Source organism: Exiguobacterium sp. BG5(2022) (genome assembly GCF_031844365.1).
In the GTDB taxonomy this organism is placed as follows: Bacteria; Bacillota; Bacilli; order Exiguobacteriales; family Exiguobacteriaceae; genus Exiguobacterium; species Exiguobacterium profundum.
The window spans coordinates 818687-843879 of record NZ_JAUZVB010000001.1; the positions used below are offsets into that span (position 1 = coordinate 818687).

Here is a 25193-nt window from a genome sequence, read left to right on the forward strand (position 1 = left end):
TCAGTCATTTTGTAAGTTGTAAAAAAATCATGAAAAAAGGAGCTCAAGTATATGTGCTTGAACTCCTTGTCGTTGTCAGTTGAGACTATGTTGTCCTGTAAGCCATGTTCTGTACTCCGGTGCTCATAACGGTCTCCCTGGCACGATGGAGTGACAATCATCTATCTGCGCACACCGGCGCCCTCCGTCCCGTTCGATTCCGGTCTGGAAGTTCCCCTACCATAGTTTGGGTTTCTCGCTCGTGGGGTTTACCTCGTTCCACTCTGAACGTTTCCGATCAGACTCCGTCACTGTGGCACTTTCAAGAAGCGGACACCATATCCGAGGACTTAGGTGTTTCTTCTGCCGTCAACTTGCGTTGCCTACACTTATCGTTTCGTGTAGCACGATCACTACAGCCATCACAGGCTGTGCGAGCATGGACTTTCCTCAAGACTTGCGTCCCGCGATTGTCCAGACTTCATAGTCACTTCAACCATTGTAGCTGAAATTTGAACGGTTGACAACTTAAATTCGAAACTTGATTTTACGTTCAGTCAGCGCTAAAATAAGGCGTGTTCATTGAATAAGGAGGGATTTTGATGCATCAGGATGCAAAAAACGGTTGGATTCAACGTCTGACTTATGTAATAGAAATCGATGACATTAAAGTGCTCCACCCGAACAACGGCGTGTTCGCCTTCTACCGAAATAATCGTCTCGTCCGAGGGTTTGAACCGTTCGACATCAAGGCACCGAACGAACTCTCGAAACGACCTTATCATTTTGACCATCACAATTTAGCACATCTCGAGGAGCGCTTCCCGGACGCCATTCCAGTGTTCGATGAAACGCATGAGACGCGTCGCGCTTGGAGCGACCGTGTCCGAGTCGGTCTTTGCGAAATCATCCGAGATGGGAAACTCAGTTTCGAGCATATTGATGACCAAGGGAACGTATTAGAAGCGAGTATCCGTTGGTGTGGAGAAGCCATCACCATCGATTAAATAGAAAAAGCCGTCTCTCCGTTAGGAGCAGGCGGCTTTTTGTCTTACAAGGTCTCTGTGACCGGAAACTCGTCTTCGATGATCGGTGGCTCAAAAGATGTCGTCACCACTTTTTCGCGAAGGTCTGTCGGTTTAAGGATGACCGTCAGCTTCTGTGTCGTATTCCCTCTTACCGGAAATGTCCCGGCGATGTGGAGCGCTTCGTATAAGACCTTCCCATTTGAATCAAGTACCGTGACCGTCCCTTTTCGTGTCGTGTGAATCGAGAACGTCCCTTCTTCCGACACCTTCACAGACACTGTCGTCTTCAACGTGTTGACATAATCAATCGTTCGGCTCGTGTATCGCTTATGTTTTCCATCCGTGACTTGACCGACGATGCGATATTGTCCGCTCGGTAACCAATCCCCGCTCGAATACATCGTGAACGACCGATTTGGTGTGAGCGTCTTGACTTTCTTGTTCCCTTGATACAGTGTGAACGAGGACTTTAAGTTCGAATGGTTCATAACACTCAACTTGACATCATTCACGTATCGACTCTTCCACACCGAAGGGGCAGAGATGTGAATAGGGCGAGCCGTTGCCTCTAGCAGTTTCATCGCATTCAATTCCGTATAAGACTTTCCGGAGGCTTTTGGCATCTTCGCAATCAACTGGTCGATCTCACCAGGTGTCAAATAAGGATTGATCGATTTGACGAGCGCGAGGCTCGCCGTGACCATCGGTGCCGCCATCGAGGTCCCGTCCATAAAGACAAAGCGGTTGTTGATTCCTAGAGAGAGGATGTTCACACCTGGCGCCACGATTTTGACGCGATCGTCCATATTGCTAAAGCTCGCGAGACGATGTCTAGAATCGATTGCACCGACCGCGATTACCTCTTTCATGTTTGCAGGAAAATTGATCGTCTGTTTTCGATCATTTCCAGATGATGCGACGATAATGACCCCTTTCGCTCTTGCCCGTTTAATCGATGTGGCCAAACGACTATCATAATCATCCCCTCCAAGCGAGAGGTTGATGATGTTCGCCCCTTTCGCTACAGCCGTATCCACTGCATTGGCGACCGTCCAGGAGTCTGTTTCATCTGAATTCACCCCGTAAAACACATTATAAAAGTGATAGCGAACGTTCGGCGCGAGTCCGGCGATCCCAAAGCGGTTATGTTTCCCGGCCATGATTCCGGCGGTATGCGTACCATGAATATCCGCAGTATACGGACCTTTCATGGAATTGACGACACGAGGAACGTTCTTCAAATCCGTATGGTTCCGGTCAGCTGACGAGTCAATCAGCGCCACAACGATATCACTTGCGCCTCTCGTCTTACTCCAGGCCAAATCCGTACCGATTTGCTTCACATAATATTGACTCGTGACTTGTGGTTCTGAAACGACGTAGCCATGTTTCTTAAGGATGACTGGCTGTGCTGCATCTACTCCGACCGGCAGTAAAAGGGCAATCGCTGTCAAAAGGGCAATCTTTTTCATTCCTTCCGCTCCATTCCAAACTGATAAAGTGACTCCATTATCTCAAACTTTGGATTAGATTTCCCTTTTTTTGAATAAAAAGTTGTCGCTAAGTTTACCAATAGCTCGGCTCATCCGGGTGCAGCATATCAAACTCGACAATTCGTCCAATCGTCAAGTACGTATAGTAGCGCGCCAGTTCCACCCGGCTTGGGTCGGGACGGAATCCTTCGAGGTCCTCTCCAAGTGGAGACCCGTCAATGGTCTCAAACTGCTGGCAAAAAAAAGACTCCGTTTCAGCGTCCCAGACGATGCGATCTCCGATATATCCGCTTCCGAAGCGAATGTAATCGATGATCGACGGAACGATGACTTCTGCTGGCAAGCGTTCGCTCATCCGACCAACGAGTTCATATCGCAGACGATCTGCCTGATCGGCTTCCTCAAGGGATGCACATTTGAGTACTTCTTTATTGATTTCAATCAATACGACATAATCCCCAGATTCGATGGAGAGCTTCATTGCCTCACCTCACTTTTTCATTCCTACATCCGATTCTCTACAAGTCATTATTCGAGATAAATGGTGGGAATCCTGTCCATTCCTCATTTTTTTCCAAATCGCAGTTGAGTTCACAACATTCTAACTGTTTTTGTTATACTAATCATATGAATTAAGAGAGGAAGTGCACCATGGCCAAACGACCGCTGACCCCTCGAGAAAGTGAGTTGATTGCGACCGCGTTATTTGTTGTCGGAAGCGTTCCCTATTCAGGACATATCGATCGTCTCGAATCCCTCACCTTACGTGATATCGCTGATGACTATTTGAATGGAACTGCCACTTCCGCAGACGCGATCGACGCACTCGACCAATACATCTACGTCCGGCGTCATCGTTTTAAAAACGTGACCCCTCACAACCTTTGGACATTGGATGATCGGACTGAACAAGAAGCATTGCGTCATATTTCCAAACGACCCGAATTGAAAAAGGGTCAGACGTTGCATAAACGGAATCAACCGTTTCAAGCAGGACAAGAAATCGAGTTCAAGGTGGACAAACATGTCGACCGTGGACAATTCCGCATCTACATCGGAAAACTTCAAGGGTATACGTGTAAAGCCCAGTCAAAAGAACGTGAAAAGCTGAAGTCAGTGTCAGGATGGATCACACATATTGACCCGAAAGACCGATTGGTATTTGTCAACGTGACAGACTTCGGACGGATGCCAATCGAACCTGCAATGAAACAAGAACTTGAATCGATGAGCGCTTCGATGCTCGGTTGGTTCGCCACGGCAACAATCCCTTCTGAAGAAGAAGCGCTCCTTGCCAAACGGATGATTGCCACGTTGCAGCGGCGCGATCAACCGTATTGGTTCACGCTGACGACCGCGTTGAACCACCCTCGCCCAGAACATGTGAAACGCTGGGGAACAGTCGTGAATCTTCTCGTCAAAGCGAGTAACGGTGACCAAAAGGCCATCCAAACATTAGAGACTCAAGAAGACAAATACTTTAAGGATGCGTTCATCCGCGCCCTCCGTGCCCTTCATCAAGAGATGACGAAGCAATAAAGCTGATACGATTCGAGGTGACTCCGCATGGGTCACCTCGTTTCGTGTCGAACCTATTTAGGAAAGGAACGACCGCTATGCGTATACTCATCGTAGAAGACGACCCCTCCATTTTACGCCTTGTGAAAGAAACGTTCGAGGATGCGGGTCATGAGGTGTTGACAGCGACCGACGGGAACACAGGCGAAGAACGTTTCACGATGCAACCAATCGATGCCGCGATTGTCGACATCATGCTCCCAGGGCTTGACGGTCGTGAATTGTGTCGACGACTCAAGTCGACTCTCGATATTCCCGTCATTTTACTAACCGCTCTCGATGAATGGGAGGATAAGCGTCAAGGATTCGTTCATGGGGCAGACGACTATGTGACCAAACCCTTCATCCCTGAGGAGTTACTCTTTCGATTGCAAGCCGTCTCGCGACGTTATCAACGTTCGGCCGCTTCACAAATTCAAGCTGGTCCTCTTCGACTCGATTTAAGAGAATACGAGGTGACGCTTGAGGGTCAGCTGTTCTATCTCCCTAAAAAAGAGTTTGAACTATTATTTCAACTCGCCTCTTTTCCGGGAAGAGTGTATCGTCGTGAGGAGTTAATTGATTTGGTATGGGGATTTGATTTCGAGGGGGATGAGCGAACAGTTGATGTTCATATCAAGCGACTTCGTAATCGGTTCGATCACCCTGCTTTGTCGATTCGAACCGTACGAGGTGTCGGATACTCGCTCGAGGTGAACGGATGAAGACACTCTACACGCGAATCATCGTCACGATGTTCTTGATTTTACTTCTATCCGGAGCCATCTCCCTGTTGATCAGCAATGTGGCTTATTACAAGTGGTGGCAACCTTCCTATAGCGAGAAGACGGAACGGGTCGCCAAAATAGCGGAGTCGTATGTCGAGAACCATACCGATTTAGACTATGATGCCTTCTATACTTTCTTAGCTGCGACCGGATATCAACTGGTCGTCGTGGATGCGACTGACGAACGTCGACGTTTTGGCGGTGCCTTTCGGGATGAGACTATCTCTGACAAGGTGATCCAATCCGTACGGAACGGGTCTCCATATCAGGGAATGCGTGACTTTCCGTTTCATCTCTTCTTGCTCGGATTGTTCGATAACGAACTGACGAACACATATGGATTTACACTTGAAAACGGGGACGTCATCTTTATTCGTCCGGATTTGAGTGCCCAAATCCGCGAGTTACATCTGTTCGTCGGTCTATTTTTCGCACTCGTCACCCTCTTGGCATTTGGCTTGATTGCCATCTCGACAAGGTCCCTGGTCCGCCCGTTACAGACGCTCACGAATGCGACCACATCCGTCGCCATGCGTAAAGCTCCGGAACATCTCCCCGTCGAGCGTCAAGATGAAATCGGAACGTTGGCACGACAATTTCAAAACATGTCAAATGAGATCGATCGAACCGAAGCGAGACAGCGACGATTCGTTTCGAATGTCTCCCATGAATTTCAATCTCCTTTGACCTCCCTAGGTGGCTATGCAGAAAAATTAGCTGACGGTACGGAAGGTGAATCAAGAGAATATGCGCGTGTCATCGAACAGGAGACGAAACGACTGTCTCAATTAACGAAGCAACTCCTGCTTTTATCACGATTGGATGAAAATCCCCCGATTCTCGAGACGAACGTGATTGTGCTTCAATCGGTATCCGAAGTCATTCAAACGAACGCTTTCATTCTTGATCAAAAAGGGATCGCCGTCGTTACCGACATCCCACAAGACGTAGTCTTGAAGAGTGACCCGGTTCTACTCGCACAAGTTTGGAACAATGTATTGATGAACGCCGTTCATGCTTCACATGATGGAGGCACAATCCACATCACCTGTACCGTCGACCCAGGTATCGTCATCTCGGTTACGGATGAAGGGGTTGGGATGGACGACGAGACAAAAGAGCACCTGTTCGACCGCTTCTATCGCGGGGACACGGCTCGAACGACTCAAGGGACAGGTCTCGGTCTTGCCATCACCTCAGATATCATCGACCTACATGGCGGAAACATCACAGTCGAGTCAAACCTCGGAACCGGCACCACGGTTCATTTACATTTTTGATGTCGTTCATATTCTGTTCATATTGATTACGTACACTTCCTTCATCAGCACTTGAAGGAGGTTTTTTTATGCAGTTAGGTTGGAAAGAGATGTGGAGACAGAAAAGAAAGTTTTCCATGTTGTTCGTGATCACATTATTGATTGTCATGTTGACGACACTCATCACAGGGCTAGCAGACGGTCTCGCATATGATAACGGTTCTGCCTTGCACGAATTGAATGCTACGACGTATCAACTTGATCCGGACTCAGAAGGTCAATTGACACGATCGTTTATAGACGTCACAGCGGATACTTCAAACGAAACGATGAGCGTCCGACAGCTCACGGTCACGATTGATGGAAAAAAAGAAGAGGTCACGCTATTCGCCCTTCCAAGTGGAAGTAATATTGGCCCAGGTACTTATCTAGAAACAGGTGAAGTCTTGTTTGACCCAAGTCTTTCAGTTCAGCTTGGAACAGGTGACACGTTGACCGACTTTGCGTCCGAATATCGTTTTACGATCGCCGGTGAGGCGCCTGGACGCTACAGTCATGGACCGGTGATTTACACGACGAACGAGACGTGGTTCGATTATTTGGATTACTCCGAACAACGTCCATATGTATCGGCTGAGATTGGAACGGAATCCACGATGTCCAATCCGCTCGTCATGAGTCAACAAGATTTGATTGAGTCGGTTCCTGGATATAGTGCCGAGCAAAGCACATTCACGATGATGCGTGCTTTTCTACTCGTGATCGGAACGTTTATTTTGACCGCATTCTTTTATTTGTTCACGCTTCAAAAGTTACCTGAACTCGGAATTCTGAAGGCAATCGGTCTCTCTCCTCGAATCATAGGACGGGCACTGCTCTTTCAGGTCATCGTCATCGTATCTGCCGCAGTCGCCACATCGATCGGGTTCATGTACGTCGTCGATGCGTTGATTCCATCATCGTTACCGTTTCTCGTCGACTTCGGTCATGTCGCGCTATTCGGATCCATGTTCATTTTCTTATCTGTTCTTGGCGCGTTGTTACCGTTATGGAAACTACGTCAAGTCGACGCAATTGAAATCATAGGAGGAAAAGCATCATGAGGTTAAGCCATGTATCACATCAGTTTGACGGTCAGCTCGTATTGAATGACATCGAGTTACATGTATCGCCAGGGGAATGCGTTGCCATCGTCGGTCCGAGTGGTAGCGGGAAGAGTACATTGTTATACATCCTCGGTCTATTGCGAAAACCAGATCAAGGAGCATTTTTGATGAACGAACGGGACGTATTCGAATTAGATGAGGAACAACGTCGTCTGTTACGTCTACATGAAGTCGGGTTCGTGTTTCAGCAGGCCCACCTGATTCCCTACTTGACGGTGCTCGAGCAACTTGAGCTGATTCAGGAGAAGAGACAGATGGATGCGAAACAACTATTGACCGACCTCGGCTTAGGACACCGCCTGCATCATCTCCCGTCGACATTGTCGGGAGGTGAAAAGCAACGTGTCGCCGTCGCACGTGCCTTGATTAACTCCCCGCAACTCATTTTGGCAGATGAACCGACGGCGAGTCTTGATTATGAGAATGGACGCCGTGTGATGGAGTTATTGGCCAAACAAGCACATGAAGAAGGGAGACGTGTCGTCGTCATCACACATGATGAACGCATGCTCGATGTGTGTGATCGCGTCCTTCGTGTGATTGACGGTACCTTGACCGAGCTCAACAAGGAAGAAGGGCATCACGACCAATTTGATGCAATTGATGAGTGAGCCATCCTCCAAGGCGAATGGCAACAAGGATTGATCCGTTCTCTGAAATGGTCGCCTCTTCGATACTCATCAATCGTTCGATGATATGATTCGATTCGAGTCGAATCCCCGAAAGACAGGAGAGTGCGCGAACGATTTCCTCTGGTCGACATTCGACTAGACGCGCAATCTCTTGTACCTCGGTGAGGAGGCTTGTTTGGTTATATAGAAAATAACGGTCGAGAATAACATCAAATACGAGTCCGATGATTCGTTCATCTCCTTCAATCGTCCACGAGAACGTTACTCCCCGTTCAAGCATCCCCTTTCTGTCGCTCAACACCATTTGTATCATTCGATAGATCTCTGACCTCTCCATATAGATATCCCCACCCTCCTGCTGTTGTCACTCCATCGTATCGTTCAAAATCATGTCTTTCCATGTGCCTTGATTCCTGATATTCACACGATTATGTTCTGTATGCCCTCTCCTTATGTAAGAAAACAGGACCGTATCGATTCGTTTCGGGTACAATAACGTTGAAAGGAGTCGGTATTAATGCAACGAAAATGGAAAATTGGATTGGCATCACTTTTCACAGGCTACTACGCGGTCAGCTACTATGCCTTCAAACGAATGACGCGGGGCAAACGAAAGACTCCGGAGATGTTACTCGCTCCATATACGGACGAAGATCGCAACTTTTATCATGACGTACCGTTCGAGCATGTCTCGATTCAATCTCGTGATGAGTACCGCCTCTACGGGCGTATCTATCGGAATGAGGGGTCAACAAAATGGATTGTGTTCGTACATGGATATACCGCATCACATAGTTTCATGGCCCCTCACCTCGCCATGTTCCATCGTCTCGGCTTTAACCTGCTTGCCGTCGATTTACGTTCACACGGGGAGTCCGAAGGAATTTATGCCTCATATGGTTTCCATGAAAAAGTCGATATGATCGACTGGGTGGACTGGTTGAAGACAGAGGAAACAGTCGATCAAGTCGGGCTTCACGGCGTCTCGATGGGAGCGGCCACCGTCTTGCAGACGACTCCGCTCACGAACGTCGACTTCGTCATCGCAGAATGTCCGTTTGACGATATGAAACAATTGATGCGTTATCAATTGAAAGAGTTACACCATATCCCAGCCGAGCTCATTTTACCGGGAATCGACTATTTCCTTTGGTCTCGTGCCGGGTTCACGATGAGACAAGTCCAACCGAAAAAGGCCGTCACGGAAACGACGACCCCAATCCTATTCGTACATGGTTCAAAAGATGATTTCGTCCCGACGTGGATGTCGGTCGAAATGAATGCATTGAACCGGAAGAACGACTTGGTATTGATCGATGGCGCAGAACATACCGATTGCATGATCAAGGACGCTCCTGCGTATGAGGAGGCGGTCACTCGCTTTTTGCATCGACATGGATTGGACCGGCAATCAAATCAAGTAGCACATGTAACACCATGACCGGCCAAAGGACACCCATCCCTAAATATAGGATACCTAGTCCGAATCCAACGATCCCTGTCGTGAAGACTCCCTTTATCCCTTGATAGGCATGGGCCACACCGAAAAGGGCGCCCCCGATTAAGGCGAGAGTCAAATCCGGGACCTCTATATAGAGGGAGATCGTGTATAGCAGGACTCCTCTGAAAATGAATTCCTCGGTCACGCCTGCAGTGACCGAGACGGCACCCCACGCTTGTTCCTCAGGTTTTGTCCGAGGGAGGAGCAGCTTCTCTAAATCGAGCTCATAGTAAGGGCGTAACACATTTCGGAGACGTGCTGAAGTTTTTACCAACAGATAAAAGACGAGCGCCACGGTGACCAGGATGCATGACAAGTAAAAGACTTGCCATGCCTGTTCGTTCCCCGCTTCTGGTCCGAACCTCAATCCGACTTCTGATGGCGGTACTTGAAATAAAAAGATGAGGGCAACAATTAACAAGGTCAGCCCCCATGCCGATTTCACGGTTTGCTCATATACCCATGCCCGTCCTCTCGTTTCAATCAAGGGACGAATCAATTTGGCATTGAAGATTTGAACGATCAGCATGTAGCCGATAATGGCTGTAAAAATCAAACGTTCAAGCATCCATATCCACTCCTGTCCTTCCTCTTAGCTATATGCTACACTATTCGGGTATTGTCTAAAAGCTAGGAGGCGGTATCTTGAAACGTATGATGCTGCGACTGACCGGTTTCATTATTGTGCTCGTGCTTTTGCTCGGGGCAGTCGGCTGGCTCGGTCAACATGATAAAGTGAACAATGGATTGTATCGAACCTATTATGGAGAGAACGGTGTTCCGAACACACATCTGGCCGTCTATCAAGACGCTGCTGAAACATATGACGTGGACTGGCGCCTACTGGCTGCCGTTCACCGTGTAGAGACCATCTTCTCACACAGTTCGTCGATGCGTTCGTCTGTCGGCGCGATCGGACCTTTTCAATTCATGCCCCGTACTTGGCTCGGTTGGGAATATGATACCGATGACCAAAAAGGCGATGTCCCAGAAGACGAAGTGGATTTGACGGACCTTGCCTTGATTGAACAGTATGGCGGACTCGGTCGCGACGGGAACGGCGATGGAAAAGCTGACCCACATAGTCTAGTTGATTCTGCGCACACGGCGGCGTATTATTTAAGTGAACACGGTGGAAAAAAGACAGATTCAGTCACATCCGTCCGAAACGCTATCTTCGAATACAATCGAAGTGAGCAATATGTCAATGATGTCATGACGTACTTCGAGAACTATGAATCAAGCGTGACGTTCATGCCTGATGAGCGTGATACGCTTAGTCAACGAGTTGCTTATTACACGATTCGATATGTCGAGTGGTTTAAATCGCTCGGCTGATGCTTACATGAAAAAGTGAGGAATGGAAATGAACACGCATGTAGAAGAAGTAACCATCCGCGTCAAATCAATCTTCAATGAAGATAAAACGAAACGCTATATGCGAACGTATGAGTTCACCGATGTGGAGGATGGCGTCATCTGCGCCGTCATTATTTACTCGCCGCGGATGAGCGATGCCTTTTTGTCTGGCACGACGACACAGCGTGCTTATATGTTGATGCAAAATCATTTGTCACAACCGATTCGAGAAATGCGGGTCATCAGTCTCGTCCCGACACTCGCCATCAATGACAACCTTCCATACGTGGAGTCTCAACTCGATGAGACGAACTACCATTACGTCGAAGAGACGTTACAAGAGGTAGAAGCAAGCGGCGGGATGATCATCGTCGGTTGGGGGTCTCCAGGTCGCTTGATGCACCACGCGACATCTTACAAATCGCTCTTTGCGGATTATGAAGCGAACATGTATTGCATCGGTACGACAGCAAAAGGCGAGCCACAACAGATTCGAATGGCAAACGAGAATACCGTTCTCGAGGCGTTCAACAACGAATCGGTCAAACCGAAGTTTCGTATCGTGAAAGAAACGAAAAAAGACGACTCTCCGTGAGTCGTCTTTTCATATGCCAATCCAAATGGAAAGACCGAACAGTATGAAGAATATACCGGACCACATGTAATCGGACGGTTTGATGTCAATCCGCTCATAGACGGTCCGTTTTCCACTTGTGAAACCTCTCGCCTCCATGGAGAAGGCGACACGTTCAGCACGTCGGATTGAACCTGCCATCAGTGGAAGAAGTAGTTTCGGGACATGCCGAATCCGCTCCCATTTCGTATCAAGAGGTACACCGCGAAGACGATGCGCGTATTGTAGCTGATGCATCTCCCGTTGCATTAACGGAAGGAAGCGGAATCCGACGAGCGCACTATAGGCAATCGTCGGAGAAAGCCTTGCCTGTTGCATCAAACTCATGACGAAACGTTTCGAATCGGTCGTCAACATAAAGAGGAGCGACAGTACGGTGAATGCCAACACACGTAGACTAAGAGACATGGCGATACGTGCCTCTTCTTTTGAAATGTCTTGACCGAGAAGGGTTACCCACGTCTCTCCCCCAAGCTCCTTCCCAAACACGAGCGTCGTCCAAAACGTCCCGAGTGCCGTGACGAGAAAAGGAATCAAAAACAGGCTCCACTTCTTCCATGAAACGTCCGTCGCCAGTAATTGAATCGTCAACGTACCGACAATGATGACGAGCGGGGTCCACGGGTTATAAAACAAGGCCAGCCCGAACATGATGATCGTCATCGTCCCAAACTTGATCGTCGGATTCATATCATGGAGTGACATCGTTGCCGTCCTCCCGCTAGTCGATAATGACGAAGTCTCTCCGTGTCCCCCCAAAGCTCATCCCCGAATGGTCCTGAGAGTTCCCCATCCTTCATCAAATAGAACGTATGGGCGATATTGGCGAACGATAAGTCATGGGTCACGAACAAGATCGTCTGTCCCTTTGCCGCATGTCGCTTCATCAAAATCTCTAGTGCATGGAGTGACGGCTCATCCTGACCTGCCGTCGGTTCATCGAAGGCAAGCAACTGTTTGTTTGAGAGTAACTGAATCCCGACGGCGAGTCGTCGCTTCTGTCCATGACTGAGTGACAATGGATGGAGGACTCGTTTGTCCTCGAGGGTTAGCTCATCCAATACGACATCAATCGATTTCTCATGACCAAACTGTAGCTCTTGCTCGATCGAGTTCATGAAAAATAAGTGTTCCGGAGATTGGGGAACGAGTCCCACCCGGCGGTCACACTCCGTCAAACTTCGTAAAAACGTCGACTTCCCACTCCCATTTGGTCCCAATATGGCAATCACTTCCCCGATACGAGCTTGAAGGGTCACCCCTTTTAATCGAAATGAGTCACGCACCACCTCGTCGACCACGTAATGCTCGATTGCTTGTCGTGGCGCAGGCGACGGTTTGAATGAAAAATCATCGACCGGCTGAAACGGTTCGTTCCGTACAATCCGTCCTTGGTCGAGTTCGATGTGCCAATCAAAAAAGTCTCCCCACAAGTGCGCGCGATGTTCGACAACGATGACGTTCACGGTGTCTAAGTGATCGAGCCAGTCGACGAATCGATTCGCGGTCACTGGGTCAAGGTGCGTCAACGGCTCATCGAGAAGCAACCATCCCGGTCGTCCAACCATGGCGCAGGCGACGGCAATCCGTTGTTTCTCCCCGCCTGACAAGGAATCGATGAGACGATTTCGGTAATCGGTCAGTTGGAGTGACTCGAGAATCTCCGTCACACGCTGATCGATTACCTCGACCGGTGTCTGCAAATTTTCGAGTGTGAAGATGAGTTCATCTTCCACCCGTTCCATCACGAACTGCGTGTCCGGGTCTTGAAATACGGTCCCGACCTGCTGATTGATTTCGCCTGGTGCGTATTCGTCGTAAATCCGTCCGAACAGTTCGAGTCTGCCTTCTAGGACTCCATCACAATTCTCTGGATAGAGACGGTTGAACAGCGCGAGTAGGGTCGACTTCCCGCTTCCGCTCGTTCCTGTCAAAATCGTGCGTCCAGGTCGTATGGAAAGTGACACATCTTTTATGATGGTGTCCTGACTTTCGGGGAACCGGAATGAAAGCGATTTTGTCTCAACCATGGACGTTCCCACTCCGAGCGATCGCATAGCCACGAAGTGACCCCGTCTTGAGCAAAAGGTCACTGAGCAACTTCCCACCGATTCCTGCGATAACCATGCCGCTGACCGCGCGCAGCCCGAACATCGTCGCCACATATCCTGGTTCAAGCATCGCAAATCCGCTCATGAAGTAGGTATACACGAAACTCGTAACGGCCGAGCCAAATCCAGCTAGCATGAGAACCCATAGCTCATATCGACGATAGCCTGTCATCGCAAAGACAGCTTCAGCCCCAAGACCTTGGACGATGCCGACCAAGATGATACGTGGTCCGATCGCATTTCCAATCAACATCTCAATCGTCGCTGCCATCACTTCCGAGATGAAGGCAGCACCCGGCTTCCGGATGATGTACGCCGAGATGATCGACACGATGAACCAGATACCGAAAATCCATTCATAGGCGATCGGCCCGATCAATCCCGCCCAAAAGTTCCCGATATGGACGAACAGTAAGTAGACGACGGCAAAGACGACAGACAATACGGAGACGAGGACGACCTCTTTCAATTTCCACGATTTAAGCATGTTGTCCTCCATGTGACGGACTGTTCACACTGAACGTCACCGTCATGACGACGTGTCGATTCTTCTCGCGTGTCCGGTTGAACGCCGACTCGTAATACGAGAACACATCATCCAAGTTCCCATGAATGCCTGACGCGTAGTGCATGGAGTCATTATAGACACCGGCCTGTTTCGCTTGTTCAATTTCATCATAGATGAGATCCATGTAGTTCTCTGCACCCATCGGATAGAGCGCGAATTGTGAAGAGACATACTGTTCTCTTGAGGACCTGTTCAGTTGTTGTGGTGGGGCATCGAGTGCTTCATCCCCTGCCGAATCTCCCGGACATCCGACGGAGAAGGTTCCGCTCATCGAGACATGGCGTCCTTCTTCCGAAGCCAGGCTCAACACGGTCCGTGCGACGTCGAATACGTGCTCGGCACGACCACGGATCACGGTCGATACATCATCCGTATGTCGCCAGACACCCGTCATATTTGTTCCTTTCAATGCCCCTTTGATCGTCCCGATAAAGTCATCTGTCATCGGGCTAAGCGTGAAGCGAAATCCGACAATCTGACTCGTGCCACATGATTCATTCATCTTGTTTCCCCCTCTTTATGTGTTTGCACAAAAAAAGCCGCATTCATGAGAATGCAGCAACAAAATCTATACAAACTTGCATAGAGAAAGTGCCGCACTTCCTCACGCCAGTATTACCTGGATCGAGTTATAAGGGATCGGAGCCATGCTCACATCTCAGCCGAAGCACCCCTAGTGCAGTCATTGATATGCGGTTACTTATGCAGTCACAGTATAGCGATGTTTCGTCAGTTTGTAAACGGTCAATCTTAATAGGTGACGAGTTGGCCATTACCAGGGAGTGGGTCATGGAACGAATCCCATGCCGCTACCATCTCCTTATCCGTCAACAAGCAGGCGTCAAGTGATTGTTCGACCGTCTCTCGGTCCATCCGTTGTCCGATGAGAACCAATTCGTTCTGTCGGTCTCCGTACGGCTCGATGTAATCTTCACGCAGTTCAGGTTCTGAGGAGAACATGGCCTCTCGTTCACTCTCCGGAAGGGTCGCTAACCAACGACCGGCATGTTCGAGCGTCGATGCGTATCCGGCCTGGGAGAAGAGACAGGCAAGGTCGTTCCGTGACGCGATCCACAAGAAGCCTTTGGCACGGACGATTTCTTCAGGATAGTGCTCCATCCAATTCATCAAGCGCTCAGGGTGGAACGGTCGACGACGACGGTAGACGAACGAGCTGATGCCATACTCCTCCGTTTCCGGCGTATGTTCTTCTGCCTCAAGTTCTTGAATCCATCCCGCCGCACGCATCGCCTGATCGAAATCGAACAACTGGACGTCGAGTAGATCGTCTAACGCTACGTCGGAGTATGTTGAAGTCAATAATCGGGCGCTCGGGTTGAGTGTCTTAAGTAGCCCCTTCATCTCCTGCAGTTCCGCTTCAGACACCCGGTCTGCCTTATTCAACACGATGATATCCGCAAATTCGACTTGGTCGACGAGTAGGTCGACGACTTCACGGACATCTCCTGTATCGACGGCTTGTTGACGTTCCATGAGCGATTCACCAGAATTGAAATCTTTGAAGAAGCGGTACGCATCGACGACAGTGACCATCGCATCGATATAGACACGGCTCGTCAAATCGATTCCGAGCGCATCATCGGCATACGTGAACGTCTGCGCAACGGGAATCGGCTCTGAAATCCCAGAAGACTCGATGATGATGCCATCGAGGTCACGATCCTTTGTCAACTCATAGACCGCTGTCAGCAAATCCTCACGTAGGGTACAACAGATGCACCCGTTCGAGAGTTCGACTAATTTTTCATCGGTACGGGAGAAACCACCCTGTTCAATCAATTTCTCATCAATGTTTAACTCGCTCATATCGTTCACGATGACCGCATATTTTTTATCTTCCCGGTTATGTAAGATGTGGTTGAGCAGTGTCGTCTTTCCGCTACCAAGATAACCCGAGAGTACTGTAATTGGAATTCGTTTTATATTGATGAACCTCCATTAAATCGTAATCATTACTTTTTATATATTGAAACGACTGATTCGATTTGTCAACAAAAAAACACGCCACACGGACGTGTTTTGAAAAACATGCTTTTATTCTTCCAACGCTTTTCGTTCTGCTTCCGAGCGGGGATAGGCGTTCGCTTGCCACTCCGCCCGATAGATGGAGTCGAGTTGCGTCAACCCGACCTCATCCTCGTCCTTGTCAGAATCGACACTCGGCACCTCGTCCCATTTTGGGTCGAGATAAGAATGATCTTCTTCCCGCGCTCGATTTTCTTGCAACTTTTGAATTCCCATCTTGACCGCTGCCGCAACTGCCAACCCAATACCCGCTCGAACTAACAGTCGTTTCACCATTGCATGTCCTCCTCAACGCCCAAAGCGATAAAGCGGCATCCCTTTCACCTCTGTATCGATGATAAATACCGATCCGGCATCCGGATATTCGGCTAACGCTTCCTCATCCATCCCCTCACGAGCCGTCGTGATGGCCAATCGATTGAGCCCATCCCCGATGAAGGCGCAGGATGTGACATTCGGTGCAGGAACGTGAACTTCTAACAGCTTTTCACCGGTTGATGGATTCCAGCGAGATACTTTGCTTCCGGCGTAATGCGCAATCCATAAACATCCTTCCGTATCTGATGTCATACCATCCGGGAAGCCATCCTCGTCCGCAAAATCGATGACGACCTTTCCATTTGATAACGTACCCGCCTTCAAATCGAAATCATATTGGCGAATCGTTTCAGTCGGTGTATCGATATGATAAAAAACGGAATGGTCAGGAGACCACGTCAACCCGTTCGAAAGTGTGAGCTCATCCATGAGTGTCGTCGTCGTACCATCCCGATCGACACGATACAATGTCGCTTGATTCTCTTTGTCTTCGAGATGAAGTGTTCCGGCGAAGATTCGACCGTATGGATCGGCTTTTCCGTCATTGAACCGCAATTGACCGTCCGGATCATCCAACTCGACAATCTTCTTCAAGTCCCGATTGATCTCATCCCACTCATAAATGCCGTCCTTCAAACCAAGGACAACGCCATCCGTCACTTTCGGAATGACGAAACCGACTTGTTTCCCGACTTCAAACGACGAGATTTCATCCTCACGTTCGTCATACCACCACAATGTATGGCCTTCGATATCTACCCAATAAAACCGCTTCAGCTCGGCATCCCAACACGGACCTTCACCAAGCGTATTTCGTACACGAATCCACAACGACGCATCTACTTTCTCCATCACTTAGCCTCCACTCTATCCATTAGTTCAGAAATCTATTCCCCTCTCGCATCGGGACTATGCATGAATCCAGAAAATCGTGACGGATTTTGATTGTCGTCCGTTCAGTTTGCTATAGTGAAAGAAACGTAGCGAGGGAGTGAATGGCTTGTCGAAATGGGATGAACGATTTAGTTCGGAAGAGTATGTGTATGGGACAGAGCCAAACGAATTTTTACGCGAATGGGTCACGTCTCATCAACCTGAAAGAAAACGTGTATTGGCCATCGCTGAGGGCGAAGGTCGAAACGCGGTGTGGCTCGCCACGCTCGGCTTTGAAGTCGAGATATGGGACGTTTCTATAGCAGGGATCGACAAAGCGAAACGCTTGGCGACGTCACGAAACGTGTCCATTCAGACGAAACAGATCGACTTGAATGAAGCCGATTGGCCAAACAAAGCGTATGACATGGTCATCTGTATCTTTGGCCACTTTCCTCCACACGTCAGAGAAAAGGTGTTTACGGGTATCCAACAAACGCTTCGACCTGGTGGTTTGTTCCTGAGTGAAGTCTACTCTACACATCAACTCGCTTACGGGACAGGTGGACCAAACGACGCCTCACTTCTTTACACCGAAGAGATGTTCCACCAACTCGATGACGATTTCGTCCCTCTCGTCCTAAACGAGACGGTCGTCTGGCGAGAAGAAGGCACACTCCATCACGGTGAATCCGCAGTGATTCAATATGTAGGACAAAAACGGTAAAAAAAATGGCCTCCCCGAGATTCGAGGAGGCCATTGTTTACTTCGCGCCTTCGACGTTCATATGCTTACTGCGGAGTTGTCCACATGCCGCATCGATGTCTGTCCCGTGCTCGAGACGGACGCCTGTGTTGACGCCACGCTTTTTCAAGATGTCGTAGAACGCCATGATGTCCTCAGGCGTGCTTCGCTCATATTGGATGTGCTCGTTGACCGGGTTATATGGAATCAAGTTGACGTACGACTTGTCTTTGATGTCTTCGATCAAGTCGGCGAGTTCTTCCGCATGTTCCGGCAAATCGTTCACTTTCGAGAGCAGGATATACTCGAAGGTGATTCGTTTGTTCGTCTTCTCGACGTAATAGCGAATCGACGGCATGAGTTTATCAAGCGGGAACGCCCGGTTGATTTTCATGATGCGAGTACGTAATTCATCGTTTGGCGCATGTAGAGAGAGCGCCAAGTTGATGCGTAAGTCGAGGTCCGCAAACTTGTAGATCTTATCCGCGAGACCACTCGTCGACACGTTGATTTTACGCGGAGCGATCGCAAGTCCACGCTCATCTTTGACGACACGCAAGAAGTCGACCAAGTTGTCGAAGTTATCGAACGGTTCACCGATTCCCATAACGACGATATGGCTGACGCGGTCCCCTTCACCCTCTTCATCGAGGAAGTGTTGGACGGTCATGATCTGCTCGACGACCTCACCCGCCGTCAAGTCACGCGTCTTTTTCAACAAGCCGCTTGCACAGAAGCTACAGCCGATGTTACAACCGACCTGAGTCGTCACACAGACCGAACGTCCGTATTTGTGACGCATGAGCACCGTCTCGATGTAGTGCCCGTCATGTAATTTAAGTAAGAATTTGACCGTCCCGTCGCCCGCTTCTTGTTTGACGAACAGTTCTTGTGTCGAGATGACATATTTCTCTGTCAAGTAATCACGCACCTCATCACGTACATTGAGGTCGTCCATCGATTTGACCCGGTCGATGTAGAGCGAGTCCCAAACTTGACGTGCGTGGAAGGCACCGTATCCCGCTTCCGTACACTCGTTCGTGAGTTGATCGAACGTCAACCCGTATATAGATGATTTCATTGTAATCTGTCCTTTCTCTAATCCGCATACGTACCATTGTAGCGGACGTGAGAGACGGGTGCAACTTACGAATAATCTGGAGGTGTCGGTCGTGTGACGAACTGTTCGAACGCATAAGCGACTCGGATTAAATCACGCTCCGCATAGCTCGTCCCCGTGAACGAGAGACCGAATGGGGCACCGCTCTTTTTCAATTGATATGGGATTGTAATCGTCGGATGACCTGCTTTTGCAGCCATGTCATAGTTCATGTCATGTGGCAGCACGAGTGCGTCCAGTTTATGTGACGCAAGCAATGTGTCAATCCCTTCCGGTTTCGCGAGACGGACGTCCTCGATGCGACGGTTGAGATAGTTCGCTTCAGTCAGTTTTCCAGATTTGGCGTTCGCTTCTTCAAAGATGGTCTGGCCGTGCGGAATCGATTCAGGATGTTCCGCGTTCCACTCGATCAAATCGGAAAGCGTTTTAAACGGCACGGTCGTGTTGGCAAGATACGCCTCGACCCCGAGCTTGAATTCGTCGAACAGGATGTCCGCCTGCTCTAGCGCCTCATGCTTTGGTAGCGTGACCTCGACGAGTTCGACCTCGGCTTGCCGTAGCAATCGGAGCGCCCCCTCATACAATCCGACTTCTTCGTCTGAAATATTTGGCTTGATAAAACCGACACGCATCCCGACCGCTTGCCTCACATCGAGACATGTCACATAAGGCGGTCCGACTGGAGTTTCCCACGTCGCCGGGTCTGATTCATCCTCACCGCACATCGATTGTAAGGCGATGACCGCATCACGAAGCGTACGCGCCATCGGTCCCGCCGTATCTTGAGAACGTGAAATCGGGATGATTCCGGAGCGACTGATCAATCCGACGGTCGGCTTGATCCCGACGATGCTGTTATGGACACTCGGATGGACGATTGAACCGCTCGTCTCAGACCCGACTGCGAGAAGCGTGAGGTTTGCCGCGACCGCAGAAGCCGACCCTGAGCTTGATCCCCCGACATCCAACCCGTCGCCGTATGGGTTCATCGTCTGTCCACCGACGTCACTCCAACCGTTCGGCATATTTTCTGTTAAAAAGTTCGCCCACTCGGACAGGTTCGCTTTCCCCAAGATGATGGCGCCGTCAGCCCGCAACCGTTTGACGAGCTCGGCATCTCGAGCGGCGAAATGATGTCGCATCGCGGCAGCACCTGCAGTCGTTCGCATCAGACCGTTCGTCTCGATATTGTCTTTGATTAAGACGGGAATGCCGAGTAGCGGTTTGAGTAGCGGTTTGCGTACCCCTTTTCGGTACGCCCGGTCTGCTGCCTCTGCCTCGAATAGGGCGTCTGGATTGATTTGAATGACGGCATGAAGCCGTTCATTATACGTCGCAATCCGTCCTAAATAATAGGCGGTCACGTCTCTCGCCGTGAATTGTCCTTCTTTATACCCACGATGCGCACGTTCAATCGTCAGTTCATGTAATTGGATTTGTTCCATCATGCATTCCTCCTTTATCTCTCCCCCTTTATTCGTGCTCTATGTCTGATTTCCTTTTCGTATCGCCAAGTCGATGTGTTCTTGATACACTTAAGAAAAAACAGGAGGTCCCAATGACTCGCTCCTATGTCTTTGTGCTGCTTGCCGTATTCGGCCTATTTTTCTTACAGCTATACGGTGAAAATGTGCCTTATGGTACGCTCATTTCCATCGGCTTGATTGGATTCATCTTCGTCTTGACGGTTTTTCAGTTGAAACGAAAACCGAATCATTGACGAATGTATTTTGAGGGTGGTATGATGCTCTCACCAACTACATATCGATATCAAGAGTGAACGAGAGATCTGGCTCCGCGACTTCACAGCAACCTGCCTTAGGCAAGGTGCTACGACCAGCAAGGGAAACCTTGGACGATATGACGAAAGCGCTCATGTCATCCGACGTGAGCGCTTTTTTGTTGAATGACGATTTGGAGGGAACGACAGTATGGAAAAAGCAACATTCGCAGGCGGCTGTTTTTGGTGCATGGTGACACCATTTGAAGAATTACCAGGGATTGAAGGCATCGTATCCGGCTATATGGGCGGACAGGTCGACAATCCGACGTATGAACAAGTGAAAACCGGGACGTCGGGGCACCTCGAGGTCGTTCAAATCACATATGATCCAGCATTATTCTCGTATGAACGTCTTCTTGAGCTGTATTGGATTCAGACAGACCCGACGGACGATGGTGGTCAATTCCAAGACCGGGGACCTCAGTATGCCCCAGCCATCTTCTATCACACGGAAGAACAACGCGTCGCGGCTGAGACGAGTCGCGATGTGTTGGCAGCAAGTGGTCGCTTCACGGCTCCGATCGTCACGAAAATCATTCCGGCGACGACGTTCTTCGCTGCAGAAGACTACCATCAGGATTATCATAAAAAGAATCCGAAGCATTATAAGGAAGACCGGGCCATCTCGGGACGCGACGAGTTCATCGAGGAGAACTGGACGGAAACCGTATAACGGTCATCAGACGCGAATTTTAGCATTCGCGTCTTTTAATTAGCACATTAATCGGGAAATGGGAAATAACGGTTCATACATTCGAAAAGGAGGACTCATATATGAAAAAAAGTACGAAACTCATCATCGGTGTGATTGGCGTAGCCGTAATCGCTGTTGCCTGGTGGCTCATCTCCCCACTATTCTTAACCGAGACGGTCGATGAAGGATTGCCGCCGACAGCAGTCGAATCACCAGCTCCAGAGGAAAAGGAATCAGATCAAGAGACGTCTGAGACACCGGAAGCACAACCGAGTCCAACCGAAGTGGCGGGTGTGTTCATGGACGGGGAGAAAAACTATGAGACGACCGGCACAATCCGCTCGGTCGAGGCAGAAGACGGGACGTACCTCCGATTTGAAGAATTTGAGACGACAAACGGTCCTGATTTATTCGTCTATTTGACGAAACCAGGACAGGAGACGACCGAAGGCGTCAGTCTAGGGGCGTTAAAAGGAAACATCGGGAATCAAAACTATTTGATCCCTAAGGATGTGAATCTAGAAGAGTACAACACCGTCGTCATCTGGTGCCGTGCGTTCAGCGCGACGTTCGGGACGGGAGAACTGACTGGATCAAGTGAATGAACAGACTGAAGGGTGGCTGAATGAATCGGCCACCCTCTTTTCATTTGAAAACGGATGAAAAAAGAATGATATTTCATTCAACCTTAAATGAGAACATGCTATCCTATATGTAAATAAGTGTAATTCAATTGAGGAGGTATGATTATGGAGCAGACTGTGTCACAAACGTACAAACACTATTTTTGGAAACGTTTCTTTCCATTCTTCCTTCCATTGATGGTGGTCGGCATATTATCCGAACCGATGATCATTCAGAATCCATTTGAGGAACTCGAAGACTATGGGGCCTTCCTATTCTTCTTCGTATTTTACATCATCGTCCTAGGAGGCTTGGCAGCTTTTATCGTTTCAATCATGTGGCGGATTAGACAATTCAAAGTGAAACATTAATCACTCTACTTATCTGTGGTTAATGCGTTTCGATTCTTTCTTAACTATTCATCTGCACGAGTGATTGATCATCTCAATCCGTTTCCTGTCTAACTTTCCAACCGCTGTATAAGGCAACTCCTTCACAAACACGATTTCTCGAGGAAGCTGATATGTTGTCACTCGTTCGCGCAACCAGCTCACTAGTGTTTCTTCTGTCAATACTTCATCATACATCTGTACATATGCCTTCAAGATGTGACCCGCGTATACATCCTCTACCCCGATGACGGCGACGTCCTCGACATTAGGATGGTCGCGCAAAACCGTCTCGACTTCCCCAGGATAAATATTGTTTCCTGCCGTGATGATCAAGTCGTCTGTTCGTCCACACAAAAAATAATAGCCGTTCTCATCCCGGTATCCGACATCACCCGTTTGAATCCAGCGGTTTTTCTGGTTTTGCATGGACCACTTATTTCGTATGCAAAATTCCCCGATGGCGCCTGGCTCGACTTCCGCTCCATCTTTCACTACCTTTAAGTCCCCTCCCGGAATCCTTCTCCCGAGCGTGTTCGCATCATAATGTAAATCTTCTGGTGTGGCGATCAGATTCAAGCCCGCTTCCGACGTCCCATAGAGATTGTATAAGACGCTCCCCAACTCGTTATGGACTTCACGGACTAAAACGGGATGAAGCTTCGCACCACCGGACGCGATACAAGCGAGAGAATGAAGTGATGTTGGATTGTGTCGTAACATTTTGTGGATCATGAGCGGGACGACCGTGACCACTTCTACCTTGTGTCGCCGAATGAGGTCACAGGCTCTCTGCACATCAAAGCTCTCTTGAATGACGACCTGTTTCCCTAGCGCTAGAAAAGATAAAAGGATGGCGATGCCGTAGCCATGGTAAATCGGGGTGGCAATATAGGCAGTGTTGAATGACGGCAACTGCAACTGTTTCAATAAAGCCGTGAATGGAGCTAGAAAGTGAAAGAGGGATGGTTTATGAGTCACTTGTTTCGGTTTTCCGGTAGTACCGCCGGTCAACAGCACGAGTTTCCCGCTCGATGCGACCGGAAGCTTTCCTTTTTTATGTCGCTTCGAATCCGATAAACTATTGATTGATACCTTTTCCTCATGATAGCTGACAAGTGTCGAACGTTCGTAAGACGAATTTTCAATTAAGTTTTCAAACTCATCATCGTAAATCAAAAGATCGAATGGCTGTTCTTCTACGAGTCGGTTGAACTGCAGTTGACTCATCGATGAATGAAGCATGTAGATGTCTGCACCGAGTCGTGAAGCCGCAAACATCCCTTGTACGAAAGACGCGTGGTTCTTACAAAGAAACGCCACTTTTTGTCCCTTTTTAACCCCATATTGATCAGCCAAATGATGAGCAAGGTGTTCACATCGTGTCTTTAGCTCCTGATACGTCACTGTTTCTCGACTGTCCACTAAAGCCGTATTTTGACTCCCTGCTTTTTCCGTCAATGTAAAAAGAAGCATCAAGTTGATTCCGTTTTGACGGATTGCGACGAATAGACGGACTAGGTTTGATGGTGATAGTAACTGGAGCTGCGACAAGACTTTCAATAACTTAACCATTCTTATTGTCACGCTCCTTTCTCTTAAGTAATGTAGGGACCATCCAGTCTATCGGTCTTCTGAAAACAAGAGACGCTACTTGACCGAGGAACAACCACCACGGCTTATATACTGGTCGTTTTGTATACAGGGCATGTCCAATCAGTTCCGCCACATGTACCGGTGACATGGCAGGAGAATGCTGATAAGCTAGAGTTTGTTTAATCATCGGTGTTTTTACTAGCGGTAGATATAGAGCCGTCGTGGAAATATTTTTGATTGTGAGTTCCGGACCCGCAGAGCGAAACCACGTATCGAACGCGGCTTTTGATGCCTGATAGGCCGCCCAGTGAGGAAAAGGATGAAGTAACACATTGATGGTCGACACATTGACGATCTGCCCGTTCTTCTTTTCGAGCACCGGAATGAGTGATAGCATCAATTGTACCGGGGCAAAATAATTGATCGCCATCGTCCGAGTGAAGTCATGGTATCGATCGAGTGACTCAGTGATGGGACGATTGATGGAGATTCCAGCATTGCTGACGAAAACATCCAATCCTTCCGGTAGTTGATGGAGATACGCCAACAATCCATTCCGTTCCTCTTCAATTCGAAGATCTGCCGGGAACACGGTCACCGTGGCTGACCCCTTCTCGATTTCAGACTTCATGACGTTCATGTCTGCTTCTCTACGGGCGACGAGAATCAGGTGCGCGGTTGTATCCGCTAGTAGATAAGCGAAAGCCTGCCCGATTCCTGAGCTCGCTCCAGTAATCAATATCGTTTTCCGATCCAGCTCTGATTTCATTTTCTGATAATCGAAGGAAGGAAATCGGAATAGGAGTCTCTCTAGTAACGTGTAGTCATACATATTGCCAGCACCTTTTATTTATATTCGTCTCTTCAAGCTAAAAAAACCTAGACAATCATTTGGCCATACATGACAAACAGCAGCGTCCACTTTAATTG

Annotated in this window: 29 protein-coding genes, 1 other RNA gene and 2 riboswitches; of the genes, 14 read left to right on the forward strand and 16 right to left on the reverse strand. The window is 48.8% G+C overall.

Annotation, left to right across the window (positions count from 1 at the left end):
* Positions 1-93: 93 nt before the first annotated feature.
* An RNA gene (gene rnpB / locus Q9R25_RS04215) (RNase P RNA component class B) lies at positions 94-461 on the reverse strand.
* 120 nt (positions 462-581) lie between these two features.
* Here rnpB and Q9R25_RS04220 point away from each other — a divergent pair.
* Positions 582-986, forward strand: coding sequence for a hypothetical protein (locus tag Q9R25_RS04220; RefSeq protein WP_012726372.1), 405 nt, complete (start codon positions 582-584; stop codon positions 984-986).
* Positions 987-1030: 44 nt separating this feature from the next.
* On the opposite strand, the gene Q9R25_RS04225 is transcribed toward Q9R25_RS04220, so the two are convergent.
* Complete coding sequence (locus tag Q9R25_RS04225) at positions 1031-2479, reverse strand: S8 family peptidase (protein ID WP_311282834.1); 1449 nt, start codon at positions 2477-2479, stop codon at positions 1031-1033.
* Between the two features lie 94 nt (positions 2480-2573).
* Positions 2574-2981 (reverse strand): hypothetical protein, encoded by a 408-nt coding sequence (locus Q9R25_RS04230; RefSeq protein ID WP_074036967.1) that lies wholly within the window; start codon positions 2979-2981, stop codon positions 2574-2576.
* A 170-nt stretch (positions 2982-3151) separates the two neighbouring features.
* Here Q9R25_RS04230 and Q9R25_RS04235 point away from each other — a divergent pair, with 170 nt between their 5' ends.
* From Q9R25_RS04235 to Q9R25_RS04255, 5 genes are all read left to right on the forward strand, one after another.
* Positions 3152-4039, forward strand: a complete 888-nt coding sequence (locus Q9R25_RS04235; RefSeq protein ID WP_215243905.1) for a hypothetical protein — start codon at positions 3152-3154, stop codon at positions 4037-4039.
* Positions 4040-4116: 77 nt separating this feature from the next.
* On the forward strand, positions 4117-4782 hold the full coding sequence (locus tag Q9R25_RS04240) for a response regulator transcription factor (RefSeq protein WP_215243904.1): 666 nt from the start codon (positions 4117-4119) through the stop codon (positions 4780-4782).
* Positions 4779-6125: a sensor histidine kinase gene (locus tag Q9R25_RS04245; RefSeq protein WP_311282835.1), complete on the forward strand. Its 1347-nt coding sequence runs from the start codon at positions 4779-4781 to the stop codon at positions 6123-6125. Before Q9R25_RS04240 ends, Q9R25_RS04245 begins: the two co-directional genes overlap by 4 nt.
* Before the next feature lie 68 nt (positions 6126-6193).
* Positions 6194-7207, forward strand: coding sequence for an ABC transporter permease (locus tag Q9R25_RS04250; RefSeq protein WP_214690864.1), 1014 nt, complete (start codon positions 6194-6196; stop codon positions 7205-7207).
* On the forward strand, positions 7204-7881 hold the full coding sequence (locus tag Q9R25_RS04255) for an ABC transporter ATP-binding protein (protein WP_074036962.1): 678 nt from the start codon (positions 7204-7206) through the stop codon (positions 7879-7881). The genes Q9R25_RS04250 and Q9R25_RS04255 overlap by 4 nt, the downstream gene beginning before the upstream one ends.
* Here Q9R25_RS04255 and Q9R25_RS04260 read toward each other — a convergent pair.
* Positions 7832-8239 (reverse strand): hypothetical protein, encoded by a 408-nt coding sequence (locus Q9R25_RS04260; protein ID WP_214690863.1) that lies wholly within the window; start codon positions 8237-8239, stop codon positions 7832-7834. The genes Q9R25_RS04255 and Q9R25_RS04260 overlap by 50 nt on opposite strands.
* A 180-nt stretch (positions 8240-8419) precedes the next feature.
* Between Q9R25_RS04260 and Q9R25_RS04265 the strand changes: the two genes are divergently transcribed.
* On the forward strand, positions 8420-9343 hold the full coding sequence (locus tag Q9R25_RS04265) for an alpha/beta hydrolase (protein ID WP_159562356.1): 924 nt from the start codon (positions 8420-8422) through the stop codon (positions 9341-9343).
* On the opposite strand, the gene Q9R25_RS04270 is transcribed toward Q9R25_RS04265, so the two are convergent.
* Positions 9276-9971: a CPBP family intramembrane glutamic endopeptidase gene (locus Q9R25_RS04270; RefSeq protein WP_214690862.1), complete on the reverse strand. Its 696-nt coding sequence runs from the start codon at positions 9969-9971 to the stop codon at positions 9276-9278. The genes Q9R25_RS04265 and Q9R25_RS04270 overlap by 68 nt on opposite strands.
* Before the next feature lie 86 nt (positions 9972-10057).
* On the opposite strand from Q9R25_RS04270, the gene Q9R25_RS04275 reads away from it, so the two are divergent.
* Positions 10058-10741, forward strand: coding sequence for a lytic transglycosylase domain-containing protein (locus Q9R25_RS04275; protein WP_230872907.1), 684 nt, complete (start codon positions 10058-10060; stop codon positions 10739-10741).
* Between the two features lie 28 nt (positions 10742-10769).
* Positions 10770-11357, forward strand: a complete 588-nt coding sequence (locus Q9R25_RS04280; protein WP_012726384.1) for a DUF1643 domain-containing protein — start codon at positions 10770-10772, stop codon at positions 11355-11357.
* Positions 11358-11366: 9 nt separating this feature from the next.
* On the opposite strand, the gene Q9R25_RS04285 is transcribed toward Q9R25_RS04280, so the two are convergent.
* From Q9R25_RS04285 to Q9R25_RS04315, 7 genes are all read right to left on the reverse strand, one after another.
* Positions 11367-12101 carry an energy-coupling factor transporter transmembrane component T family protein gene (locus Q9R25_RS04285; protein WP_159562359.1) on the reverse strand — a complete coding sequence of 245 codons (735 nt, stop codon included), beginning with the start codon at positions 12099-12101 and terminating at the stop codon, positions 11367-11369.
* Positions 12083-13426, reverse strand: a complete 1344-nt coding sequence (locus Q9R25_RS04290; RefSeq protein WP_311282836.1) for an ABC transporter ATP-binding protein — start codon at positions 13424-13426, stop codon at positions 12083-12085. Before Q9R25_RS04290 ends, Q9R25_RS04285 begins: the two co-directional genes overlap by 19 nt.
* The gene (locus tag Q9R25_RS04295; RefSeq protein WP_311282837.1) at positions 13419-13994 is read right to left on the reverse strand and encodes an ECF transporter S component; all 576 of its coding nucleotides are present in this window, start codon (positions 13992-13994) and stop codon (positions 13419-13421) included. The genes Q9R25_RS04290 and Q9R25_RS04295 overlap by 8 nt, the downstream gene beginning before the upstream one ends.
* Complete coding sequence (locus Q9R25_RS04300) at positions 13987-14577, reverse strand: YkoF family thiamine/hydroxymethylpyrimidine-binding protein (RefSeq protein ID WP_311282838.1); 591 nt, start codon at positions 14575-14577, stop codon at positions 13987-13989. Before Q9R25_RS04300 ends, Q9R25_RS04295 begins: the two co-directional genes overlap by 8 nt.
* An 82-nt stretch (positions 14578-14659) precedes the next feature.
* Positions 14660-14760, reverse strand: a riboswitch (TPP riboswitch).
* 65 nt (positions 14761-14825) lie between these two features.
* Entirely contained in the window at positions 14826-16019 is a 1194-nt protein-coding gene (locus Q9R25_RS04305; protein ID WP_311283112.1) for a GTP-binding protein, read from the reverse strand.
* Between the two features lie 111 nt (positions 16020-16130).
* Positions 16131-16397, reverse strand: coding sequence for a hypothetical protein (locus Q9R25_RS04310; protein WP_012726390.1), 267 nt, complete (start codon positions 16395-16397; stop codon positions 16131-16133).
* Positions 16398-16409: 12 nt separating this feature from the next.
* The gene (locus Q9R25_RS04315; RefSeq protein ID WP_012726391.1) at positions 16410-17291 is read right to left on the reverse strand and encodes an SMP-30/gluconolactonase/LRE family protein; all 882 of its coding nucleotides are present in this window, start codon (positions 17289-17291) and stop codon (positions 16410-16412) included.
* 139 nt (positions 17292-17430) lie between these two features.
* Here Q9R25_RS04315 and Q9R25_RS04320 point away from each other — a divergent pair, with 139 nt between their 5' ends.
* On the forward strand, positions 17431-18039 hold the full coding sequence (locus Q9R25_RS04320) for a class I SAM-dependent methyltransferase (protein ID WP_311282839.1): 609 nt from the start codon (positions 17431-17433) through the stop codon (positions 18037-18039).
* 37 nt (positions 18040-18076) lie between these two features.
* Here the strand turns inward: Q9R25_RS04320 and rlmN are convergent, their stop codons facing one another.
* Together rlmN and Q9R25_RS04330 are read right to left on the reverse strand one after the other, a co-directional pair.
* Positions 18077-19138 (reverse strand): dual-specificity RNA methyltransferase RlmN, encoded by a 1062-nt coding sequence (gene rlmN, locus Q9R25_RS04325; RefSeq protein WP_031423599.1) that lies wholly within the window; start codon positions 19136-19138, stop codon positions 18077-18079.
* A 65-nt stretch (positions 19139-19203) separates the two neighbouring features.
* Positions 19204-20622, reverse strand: a complete 1419-nt coding sequence (locus Q9R25_RS04330; protein WP_311282840.1) for an amidase family protein — start codon at positions 20620-20622, stop codon at positions 19204-19206.
* 113 nt (positions 20623-20735) lie between these two features.
* Between Q9R25_RS04330 and Q9R25_RS04335 the strand changes: the two genes are divergently transcribed.
* From Q9R25_RS04335 to Q9R25_RS04350, 4 genes are all read left to right on the forward strand, one after another.
* Positions 20736-20897, forward strand: coding sequence for a hypothetical protein (locus Q9R25_RS04335; protein WP_215243893.1), 162 nt, complete (start codon positions 20736-20738; stop codon positions 20895-20897).
* Between the two features lie 44 nt (positions 20898-20941).
* Positions 20942-21041, forward strand: a riboswitch (SAM riboswitch).
* 67 nt (positions 21042-21108) lie between these two features.
* Positions 21109-21633 (forward strand): peptide-methionine (S)-S-oxide reductase MsrA, encoded by a 525-nt coding sequence (msrA, locus tag Q9R25_RS04340; protein ID WP_311282841.1) that lies wholly within the window; start codon positions 21109-21111, stop codon positions 21631-21633.
* 101 nt (positions 21634-21734) lie between these two features.
* Positions 21735-22259: a DM13 domain-containing protein gene (locus tag Q9R25_RS04345; RefSeq protein WP_311282843.1), complete on the forward strand. Its 525-nt coding sequence runs from the start codon at positions 21735-21737 to the stop codon at positions 22257-22259.
* Between the two features lie 144 nt (positions 22260-22403).
* Positions 22404-22649: a hypothetical protein gene (locus Q9R25_RS04350; RefSeq protein ID WP_311282844.1), complete on the forward strand. Its 246-nt coding sequence runs from the start codon at positions 22404-22406 to the stop codon at positions 22647-22649.
* 48 nt (positions 22650-22697) lie between these two features.
* Here Q9R25_RS04350 and Q9R25_RS04355 read toward each other — a convergent pair whose 3' ends face one another.
* Complete coding sequence (locus Q9R25_RS04355; RefSeq protein ID WP_311282845.1) at positions 22698-24242, reverse strand: class I adenylate-forming enzyme family protein; 1545 nt, start codon at positions 24240-24242, stop codon at positions 22698-22700.
* Positions 24235-25032 (reverse strand): SDR family NAD(P)-dependent oxidoreductase, encoded by a 798-nt coding sequence (locus Q9R25_RS04360; protein WP_311282846.1) that lies wholly within the window; start codon positions 25030-25032, stop codon positions 24235-24237. The genes Q9R25_RS04355 and Q9R25_RS04360 overlap by 8 nt, the downstream gene beginning before the upstream one ends.
* Positions 25033-25193 lie beyond the last annotated feature (161 nt).

Coding starts and splice junctions, on each gene's coding strand:
- Q9R25_RS04255 (WP_074036962.1), top strand. CDS start 7,204: ATGAGGTTAAGCCATGTATCACATCAGTTTGACGGTCAGCTCGTATTG.
- Q9R25_RS04355 (WP_311282845.1), bottom strand. CDS start 24,242: ATGGTTAAGTTATTGAAAGTCTTGTCGCAGCTCCAGTTACTATCACCA.
- Q9R25_RS04315 (WP_012726391.1), bottom strand. CDS start 17,291: ATGGAGAAAGTAGATGCGTCGTTGTGGATTCGTGTACGAAATACGCTT.
- Q9R25_RS04240 (WP_215243904.1), top strand. CDS start 4,117: ATGCGTATACTCATCGTAGAAGACGACCCCTCCATTTTACGCCTTGTG.
- Q9R25_RS04345 (WP_311282843.1), top strand. CDS start 21,735: ATGAAAAAAAGTACGAAACTCATCATCGGTGTGATTGGCGTAGCCGTA.
- Q9R25_RS04310 (WP_012726390.1), bottom strand. CDS start 16,397: ATGGTGAAACGACTGTTAGTTCGAGCGGGTATTGGGTTGGCAGTTGCG.
- Q9R25_RS04225 (WP_311282834.1), bottom strand. CDS start 2,479: ATGAAAAAGATTGCCCTTTTGACAGCGATTGCCCTTTTACTGCCGGTC.
- Q9R25_RS04300 (WP_311282838.1), bottom strand. CDS start 14,577: ATGAATGAATCATGTGGCACGAGTCAGATTGTCGGATTTCGCTTCACG.
- Q9R25_RS04295 (WP_311282837.1), bottom strand. CDS start 13,994: ATGCTTAAATCGTGGAAATTGAAAGAGGTCGTCCTCGTCTCCGTATTG.
- Q9R25_RS04220 (WP_012726372.1), top strand. CDS start 582: ATGCATCAGGATGCAAAAAACGGTTGGATTCAACGTCTGACTTATGTA.
- rlmN (WP_031423599.1), bottom strand. CDS start 19,138: ATGAAATCATCTATATACGGGTTGACGTTCGATCAACTCACGAACGAG.
- Q9R25_RS04360 (WP_311282846.1), bottom strand. CDS start 25,032: ATGAAATCAGAGCTGGATCGGAAAACGATATTGATTACTGGAGCGAGC.
- Q9R25_RS04270 (WP_214690862.1), bottom strand. CDS start 9,971: ATGCTTGAACGTTTGATTTTTACAGCCATTATCGGCTACATGCTGATC.
- Q9R25_RS04275 (WP_230872907.1), top strand. CDS start 10,058: ATGATGCTGCGACTGACCGGTTTCATTATTGTGCTCGTGCTTTTGCTC.
- msrA (WP_311282841.1), top strand. CDS start 21,109: ATGGAAAAAGCAACATTCGCAGGCGGCTGTTTTTGGTGCATGGTGACA.
- Q9R25_RS04230 (WP_074036967.1), bottom strand. CDS start 2,981: ATGAAGCTCTCCATCGAATCTGGGGATTATGTCGTATTGATTGAAATC.
- Q9R25_RS04260 (WP_214690863.1), bottom strand. CDS start 8,239: ATGGAGAGGTCAGAGATCTATCGAATGATACAAATGGTGTTGAGCGAC.
- Q9R25_RS04235 (WP_215243905.1), top strand. CDS start 3,152: ATGGCCAAACGACCGCTGACCCCTCGAGAAAGTGAGTTGATTGCGACC.
- Q9R25_RS04290 (WP_311282836.1), bottom strand. CDS start 13,426: ATGGTTGAGACAAAATCGCTTTCATTCCGGTTCCCCGAAAGTCAGGAC.
- Q9R25_RS04245 (WP_311282835.1), top strand. CDS start 4,779: ATGAAGACACTCTACACGCGAATCATCGTCACGATGTTCTTGATTTTA.
- Q9R25_RS04265 (WP_159562356.1), top strand. CDS start 8,420: ATGCAACGAAAATGGAAAATTGGATTGGCATCACTTTTCACAGGCTAC.
- Q9R25_RS04335 (WP_215243893.1), top strand. CDS start 20,736: ATGACTCGCTCCTATGTCTTTGTGCTGCTTGCCGTATTCGGCCTATTT.
- Q9R25_RS04285 (WP_159562359.1), bottom strand. CDS start 12,101: ATGTCACTCCATGATATGAATCCGACGATCAAGTTTGGGACGATGACG.
- Q9R25_RS04250 (WP_214690864.1), top strand. CDS start 6,194: ATGCAGTTAGGTTGGAAAGAGATGTGGAGACAGAAAAGAAAGTTTTCC.
- Q9R25_RS04350 (WP_311282844.1), top strand. CDS start 22,404: ATGGAGCAGACTGTGTCACAAACGTACAAACACTATTTTTGGAAACGT.
- Q9R25_RS04280 (WP_012726384.1), top strand. CDS start 10,770: ATGAACACGCATGTAGAAGAAGTAACCATCCGCGTCAAATCAATCTTC.
- Q9R25_RS04330 (WP_311282840.1), bottom strand. CDS start 20,622: ATGGAACAAATCCAATTACATGAACTGACGATTGAACGTGCGCATCGT.